Source organism: Thermococcus sp. (assembly GCF_027008145.1).
Lineage (GTDB): Archaea > Methanobacteriota_B > Thermococci > Thermococcales > Thermococcaceae > Thermococcus.
In genome coordinates this window covers 1-6,555 of sequence record NZ_JALTCZ010000125.1, presented here as the reverse complement: position 1 = coordinate 6,555, position 6,555 = coordinate 1, and the positions used below count along the sequence as shown (strand labels likewise).

8 protein-coding genes, 1 tRNA gene and 2 pseudogenes are annotated in these 6,555 nt (G+C 54.0%); 9 read left to right on the top strand and 2 right to left on the bottom strand.

Annotated elements, in window-relative coordinates; genetic code table 11:
* Positions 1 to 158: 158 nt before the first annotated feature.
* Positions 159 to 572: a hypothetical protein gene (locus MVD07_RS06040; protein WP_297499673.1), complete on the top strand. Its 414-nt coding sequence runs from the start codon at positions 159 to 161 to the stop codon at positions 570 to 572.
* Here MVD07_RS06040 and MVD07_RS06035 read toward each other — a convergent pair.
* Positions 559 to 1,569: a homoserine dehydrogenase gene (locus MVD07_RS06035; RefSeq protein WP_297499671.1), complete on the bottom strand. Its 1,011-nt coding sequence runs from the start codon at positions 1,567 to 1,569 to the stop codon at positions 559 to 561. The two genes, MVD07_RS06040 and MVD07_RS06035, sit on opposite strands and share 14 nt — an antisense overlap.
* Before the next feature lie 40 nt (positions 1,570 to 1,609).
* A complete protein-coding gene (locus MVD07_RS06030) occupies positions 1,610 to 2,452 on the bottom strand; it encodes a CBS domain-containing protein (protein ID WP_297499669.1) in 843 nt (280 codons plus the stop codon).
* A gap of 101 nt (positions 2,453 to 2,553) precedes the next feature.
* Between MVD07_RS06030 and MVD07_RS06025 the strand changes: the two genes are divergently transcribed.
* From MVD07_RS06025 to MVD07_RS05990, 8 genes and pseudogenes are all read left to right on the top strand, one after another.
* Positions 2,554 to 2,919, top strand: a complete 366-nt coding sequence (locus tag MVD07_RS06025) for a hypothetical protein (protein ID WP_297499667.1) — start codon at positions 2,554 to 2,556, stop codon at positions 2,917 to 2,919.
* Positions 2,920 to 2,924: 5 nt separating this feature from the next.
* A complete protein-coding gene (rpiA, locus tag MVD07_RS06020; RefSeq protein ID WP_297499679.1) occupies positions 2,925 to 3,614 on the top strand; it encodes a ribose-5-phosphate isomerase RpiA in 690 nt (229 codons plus the stop codon).
* Positions 3,615 to 3,660: 46 nt separating this feature from the next.
* A tRNA-Leu gene (locus tag MVD07_RS06015) sits at positions 3,661 to 3,748 on the top strand.
* Between the two features lie 389 nt (positions 3,749 to 4,137).
* On the top strand, positions 4,138 to 4,311 hold the full coding sequence (locus tag MVD07_RS06010; protein WP_297499677.1) for a zinc finger domain-containing protein: 174 nt from the start codon (positions 4,138 to 4,140) through the stop codon (positions 4,309 to 4,311).
* Between the two features lie 17 nt (positions 4,312 to 4,328).
* Positions 4,329 to 4,604 carry an elongation factor 1-beta gene (locus MVD07_RS06005; protein WP_297499675.1) on the top strand — a complete coding sequence of 92 codons (276 nt, stop codon included), beginning with the start codon at positions 4,329 to 4,331 and terminating at the stop codon, positions 4,602 to 4,604.
* A 122-nt stretch (positions 4,605 to 4,726) separates the two neighbouring features.
* Positions 4,727 to 5,182 (top strand): annotated as a pseudogene (locus MVD07_RS06000) (ATP-binding cassette domain-containing protein); the annotation flags it as partial.
* Positions 5,183 to 5,410: 228 nt separating this feature from the next.
* Positions 5,411 to 5,983: an ABC transporter permease gene (locus tag MVD07_RS05995; RefSeq protein ID WP_366078470.1), complete on the top strand. Its 573-nt coding sequence runs from the start codon at positions 5,411 to 5,413 to the stop codon at positions 5,981 to 5,983.
* Positions 5,970 to 6,555, top strand: a pseudogene (locus MVD07_RS05990) (ABC transporter permease); the annotation flags it as partial. The gene MVD07_RS05995 and the pseudogene MVD07_RS05990, both read left to right, overlap by 14 nt.

Below are 6,555 nucleotides of genomic sequence, written 5' to 3'. Positions count from 1 at the left end.
TCCCCCTCGTTGAATACCCTCGACTTCCTCAGCTCCACCGTCTTCAGCCCGCGGAAGAGCAACTCCGCGTAAACCTGATGGAGCGCTATGATGTGCTCCATGCTTTCACCACTCGGGACTCGGAAAAGGATTAAAAAGGCTTGTGGCTATCAGCTGTGATGGTCAGACTTGTGAAGACCACGCTCCGAGATGAGAAACTCTGGAAGGCCGGTGTGGTTTTCTTGGCTTTCTCTTTAGCTCTTCTTTTCATCGGAATAGCCACGGGAAGGGCAGTCTACTCACTGCCAAACGTTTTCATAGCCCTAGCTCTCCTCATTCTGGCAAACCGCCTTCGGGTTGTCAGAGTGGAATGCACCAAGGGAACTTTCCTTCTGGTTCCGGATTATGGCACTTCCACCTTAATCCTCAGGGATTCAAATGGCAACGTTGTCCTTAGGGACTTCTTCTTCCTCTCCGAGGAGAAGAAGTTGAAGACCCCCTGCGGAGTTCTTGAGGTTCGGGTCATCGGGCACAGGTTCGAGAAGGTCGAGCTGAGAATAACTGCGGAAAGTGAAGAAGTCATGCTCCCCTGAGGGCTAGGCTTGCCTTGACGATATCGCCCACGACACCGCTGGCGGTCTCCCTGGGCCCGGCCCCGGCCCCCTTGATGAGTAGCTCCCCGAGGAGGTCGGTTTTTATCAGCGCGACGTTCTCGTTGCTCGAAACTGCCAGGGGGCTTTTTAGGGATATCTCCCTCGGCTCAACTGTTACGCTTCCCTTCTCAATCCTCGCGACGAGCCTTATCGTCCTTCCGCGGGAATTTGCCCTCTCAACGAGCTCGGGCGTCACGCCCTCTATGCCCATCACCTTAGCCTCCTCGAAGGTTATCGGGTGGAATGCGACACAGTGCAGAATGGTCGCCTTGTAGCCTGCATCCATTCCAAGTACGTCACCGCTCGGATCCCTCTCTGCTATACCTAGGGACTGGGCTTCCCTCAGGGCCTCTTCAAAGCTCTTCCCTCCCTCCATTCTGGAGAGCATGAAGGTCGTCGTCGCGTTGAGGACAGCCTCGATACTCTCAACTCTGTCCCCTAAGAGGTTCTCCCTCAGGAGGCCTATCACCGGTGTCCCGGCCATCACGGTTGCCTCGAAGAGGTAGGGAGTTCCCCTCTTTTCGGCCTCTCCAACGAGCTCGGAGTAGTGAAACGCTAAGGGTGGCTTGTTGCTCGTAACGAGAGCACTCCCATTCCTTATAGCCCTGAGGTGCCATGGGTGAGCGTTGGTATCGTTGGTAACGTCGATAACGATATCGGGACTCACCTCTTTGATGGCTTCACCGGGTTTCATGCTGTAGACCTCGTAGTCGTTCGTCCAGGCCGAGAGCCTCCCGAAGGTCTCCTTCACGAGGAGGGCCTCCCTGAGGTCGATGCCCTCGGGCAGCCAAACGAGGCCACTCGTGTCGGCCACGCTCAGAACCTTAAAGCTCAGTCTGTACTTTTCTCTGAAGAACCTCTCCTTTTCGATGAGAACCCTCGCGGTTGCCCTTCCAACGTTGCCAAAGCCGAAGATGGAGAGAGTTATCTCCTTCACGGAACCACCGCAGAAAAGTTGGGGGAGGGCTTAAATGCCTTTACCTTCCGAGGATGACCTTTATGATGTCCATGTCCCTGACTATGCCTATAAGCTCGCCCTCGCCTCTGATGACCGGCAACTGCTCTATCTCGTACTTCACCATCTTTTGGGCCACGTCGTAGATGCTCATATGAGGTGTTGCCACGACGACGTGCGGGTTCATTATCTCCTCGACCGGCTTCTGAGGGAGCTGGAGTTCTGCCTTCTCAAAGATGAGGGTCGGATTGGCCTCTAGAATCCAATCCTCCTCACTCGAAGCCGATAGAGAGGTCTGCTTTATGACCCTTATCACCTCGCTGTCGTGGAGCAGATCTGTCTCATCCACCATGCCGATGAGGTTCCCGTCGTCGTCTATAACCGGTATCGCCATGGCGTTGCAGAGGAGGAGCGCCTTCAGTGCAGCCTTCAGGGGTGTCCCGCGCCAGACGACGCTGACGTTCCTCTGGTAGTAGGGCTCGATGCTCACCTCTCTGAGCTTCTCATTCTTAGAGAGATATCTCCTGACTATGTCCCCAACGGTCAGGATGCCTATGGGCCTCTCCCCGTCGTCAACGACGACCACCCTTCTGTAGCCCGAGTCAAGGATCTTCCTGACGGCCTTCTTAAGGTCGTCGCTGGCCTTAACGGTTGGGACGCCCCTCCGGATGAGCATCGCCAGCTGATCTTCGTCTGGATTAACGAGGATGTTCTTGACGCTGATTATTCCAGCCAGCTTCCCCTCCCTGTTAACTACTGGGAAGGAGCGGACTTTATGCTTTTTAAAGAGCTCAAGTGCGTATCCCCTGCTCGCCGGGAGCTGTATGACCACTGGATCCTTTGTCATCAGAGTCTTGACCCTCATTTACACCACCGCTTAGCTAAGGTTATCAATACTATTTAAGGTTTTCAGATTAAGGAAAGTTTTTAAGACCCATCCCAAAGAGAGGAGTTAGGTGGAGAGGAGTGAAACTGGCTCCTGAACATAAGTTTTCGCTTACCGTTTACCTCTGGGGAACGATAACCGGACTGATCAGCGGAGGGCTCGCCTACTACAACCGCGCAGCGTGGATACTCGGCTTCCTGCTCTATGTCCTCACGGACAGGTTCGTCATGGCCGTGATCAAGGAACTTCCCCCAGATGTGCCGGACCGGAGGGCGATATTTAAGAAGGCATTCTGGGGATGGTTACTGTTCTGGTTCTACTTCACGATGCTCAGCTATACAGTGGTTGTTCACTTCACGCCGGTCTGCTACTCCAACCAGAGCCTGCTTTACAAGATGGTCAGCTCGGGCAACGCCACGATAAAGTGCCTGTTCAGCACGGGGTGATGACAATGAACGTCGAGGAAATGAAGAAGGCCGTCGCAAAGGAAGCTTTAAAGTTCATCGAGGACGAGATGGTGATTGGTCTTGGAACAGGCTCTACAACCGCTTACTTTATCCGCTACCTCGGGAAGCTCATAATGGACGGTGAGCTGGAGGAGGTCTACGGCATTCCCACGTCCCATCAGGCGAGACTTCTGGCCATAGAGAGCGGTGTTCCCGTCGTTTCCCTCGACGAGGTCGATGCAATAGATATAGCCGTTGATGGCGCCGACGAAGTCGATCCCCACCTCAACCTCATCAAGGGCAGGGGTGGGGCGCTGACGATGGAGAAGATAATCGAATACCGCGCCGGGACTTTTCTGGTACTCGTTGACGAAAGCAAGCTCGTCAAGAGCCTCAGCCAGAGGATGCCAGTTCCAATAGAGGTCATGCCCCCAGCTTGGAAGGCCATAGCAGAGGAGCTTGAGGTCTTTAACGCCGAGGCCGAGCTGAGGATGGCTGAAAAGAAGGATGGACCTGTCATAACAGACAACGGTAACTTTATTCTCGATGCCAAGTTTCATAAAATAGAGGATCCCCTCGACCTTGAAATAGAGCTCAACACAATCCCGGGCGTCGTTGAAAACGGGATCTTCGCGGACATAGCGGATATCGTCCTCGTTGGGACAAAGGAAGGCATCAAACGGCTTGAGCGCTGAGCGGTTAATTTTATAAGGACTGTCTTCCCCAGTATTCTCGAACCTTGCGGGGGTTGCCGAGCCTGGTCAAAGGCGGTGGACTCAAGATCCACTCCCGCAGGGGTTCCGGGGTTCAAATCCCCGCCCCCGCACCATTCAGCCCCTGCTTCGCAAGCGCTGGTGGAAGATTGGGTGCTTTTTTCTAAAGGTTTGATTTTGGATTGGGGTTTATGCTCAGGCTTACTCTTCTGTGAGTGTTTCACTCTGGAAATGCTTCGAAAGACGTCAATAATAAAGTTGAAACTGCTTGGAAGGCTTTATTTAGTGTTAAACCCCGGTTAAAGCTGTACTTGACTAGTGCACGACTGATTTTCTGCCAGTTTGGTGAGAAGACAATCTTTTCGCCAGCCTTTCTTAAACGCTGAGCGCGAAGCTTGATGGAACTTTGCAGAGCAAAGTTTCCCTGGGAAAAACTTTATAAATTAGCCGGGCAACGCTCACCAGTGATTAAAAACCACCTTTCTTGGAGGTGTTCGCAGTGGAGATGAAGTTTGAGATACCCGTATGCACCTCATGCGGAAAGGAGATAAGCCCAAGGGAGCACGCCACCCACTTCGTCTGCCCGAACTGTGGGGAAACTATCATCTGGCGCTGCGAATCCTGCAGGGTTTTGAGCGTCCCGTACAAGTGCCCCAACTGCGGCTGGGAGGGGCCGTGAATCAGGAGGTGAAGGAAATGGCCGACTACAACATGGTTGCCGTCGTTAAGGTCATGCCGGCCGACCCGGAGGTAAACCTCGACGAGCTTGAAGCGAAGCTGAAGGAGGCACTCCCTGAGAAGTTTGGCCTTGCCAAGGTCGAGCGAGAGCCTATAGCTTTCGGCCTTGTTGCCCTCAAGTTCTATGTTTTAGCGAAGGACGAGGAAGGCTACGACCTCGACCAGGTTCTCGATGCTTTTAGAGGGACTGAGAACGTCGAGAGCGCTGAGGTCGAGACCGTCTCAAGGATTTGAGGGGCTTTGCCCCCTTTAAATTCCGAAACCTTTTTCTAAGTCTGCTTTGATTTCAGGATCATACCTCAGATTGAGGTTGAGGAGCTAAAGAAGGGACATCCAAATTCCTCTCAGAAGGGTCGGAATGGGTGGAGGCCTTAAAGGGCATCTCCTTCAAGGTCAGGAGAGGTGAACTCTTCGGCCTCTTGGATCCAAACGGTGCCGGAAAGACGACTACGATAAAGATTCTGACGACGCTTCTCAAACCGAGTAGCGGAACCGCGAAAGTTCTCGGCTACGACGTCGTTTCTCAGGCTAGGGAAGTCAGGGGGAGGATAAACCTCGTTGCCGAGAGAACCCTTTACTGGCGGTTGAGCGCCTACGAGAACCCCCGCTACTTCGCCAGCATCTACTATGTCCCAAGGGACGAGGCCGAGTGGGATATATTGATCCTCAGGGGAAACTTGGACGAGAAAGACCTTCTAAGGGTCGTTGAGGGGTTTATAGAGGTAGGGACAAAGATTCTCTCGGTGGAGAGGGTTGAGCCAACGCTGGAAGATGTCTTCATAAAGCTCATAGGAAGGGCGCTGAGGGATTGAGATGGCCTTTCTGGCCGTTATGGAGAAGGGGTTCAGGATGTTCTTCTGTTATCCGCTCAGGGTTGTGAGATCGGTCTTAGTTGGCCTTATTTTCCTCGTCCAGTTTGTCTACTTCGGAGAAGCAATCCTCGGAGGGAGATATTCCCCCTCCAGGCTTCAACGGGGATCGGTGACTACCCCACCTACACCCTCATAGGCTATGTCCTCTGGTGGGTCTCGGCATCTCCCATGGAGGCCTCAGTGTGGGGAATCTGGAGGGAGCTCCAGAGGGGTACGCTGGAGAGTAACGTGGCCCCTCCGATGGGCCTTCTGGAGATGGTGGTTAGCTTAGCCTTGAGCTGGATGCTCATGGACTCGGTGATCATGGCGGTGGTCTTCCTGACTGGAGTAGTTGCCTTCGGGGTGAGTCTCTCTTGGACTGCCCTTCTAAATGCCCTCTCCATCGTGGGTTTGGCTTTCTTAGCTTTCCTCGGCTCCGGTCTCGTCTCCGCTGGTCTAGTAAGGGTCTTCAAGAACATAGGCCCCTTCGTCCAGATATTCGAGTTTCTGGTTCTCTTCATCTCGGGCGTCTTCTTTCCTCTCTCAACGCTCCCCAGATGGCTTGTGATCATCTCAGACCTAATCCCCCTCACCCATTCTGCGAACGCAGTAAGGAGGCTCCTTGTTGACTTCCCCTATTCTGCCGTCGCTGGTGAAGTTGCCTGGCTCCTCATCCTGATACCGCTCTACTGGCTCGCGAGCTATGCCCTCTTCCGGTGGGCCGAAAAGACTGCCAGGGTGATGGGCTATGGCGGTTACTGAAGAGCTTGAGGCCCTTCTGGGAGTCGTGAGGAAGAGCTGGAAGGTATTCCTCAGCTACAAGCTCTGGTTCGTCAGCGACCTCCTTATGGGCTTTTTCTTCGTCGGCAACGCCCTCCTCATCGGGGTCGGCTTAACCGGGAGAAGGTACTCACCGTCCCTCGCAAGGCTCACTGGCTACTCCGACTACCTGCTCTTCGCCGTCCTCGGCTTCATGGTGCTGGGCTTTGGAATGACCTTTCTCAGCGGGTTCGTCTGGAGCGTGGTCGACGAGTTCTACTCGGGAGCCCTCGAGTACTCCTTTGCGTCCCCAATGAGGAGGATAACCTTCTTCCTCGGGAACGTCCTCGTCACCCTCGCCCTCAGCGGGGCAATGTACCCAATCTCAATACTCCCACGACCCCTCCAGTTGCTGGCAAAGGCACTCCCCTATGCCCCGACAACAGAAGCCCTCAGAAAAGTTGTCGTCTCGGGGTTTTCTGGGGCGGCTTCAGCCATAGTCTATCTCACGGCGGTTTCTTCGGTTACATGGTTTACCGGTGGAGCGAAAGAGAGGCCAAAAAAATTGGGCGGAA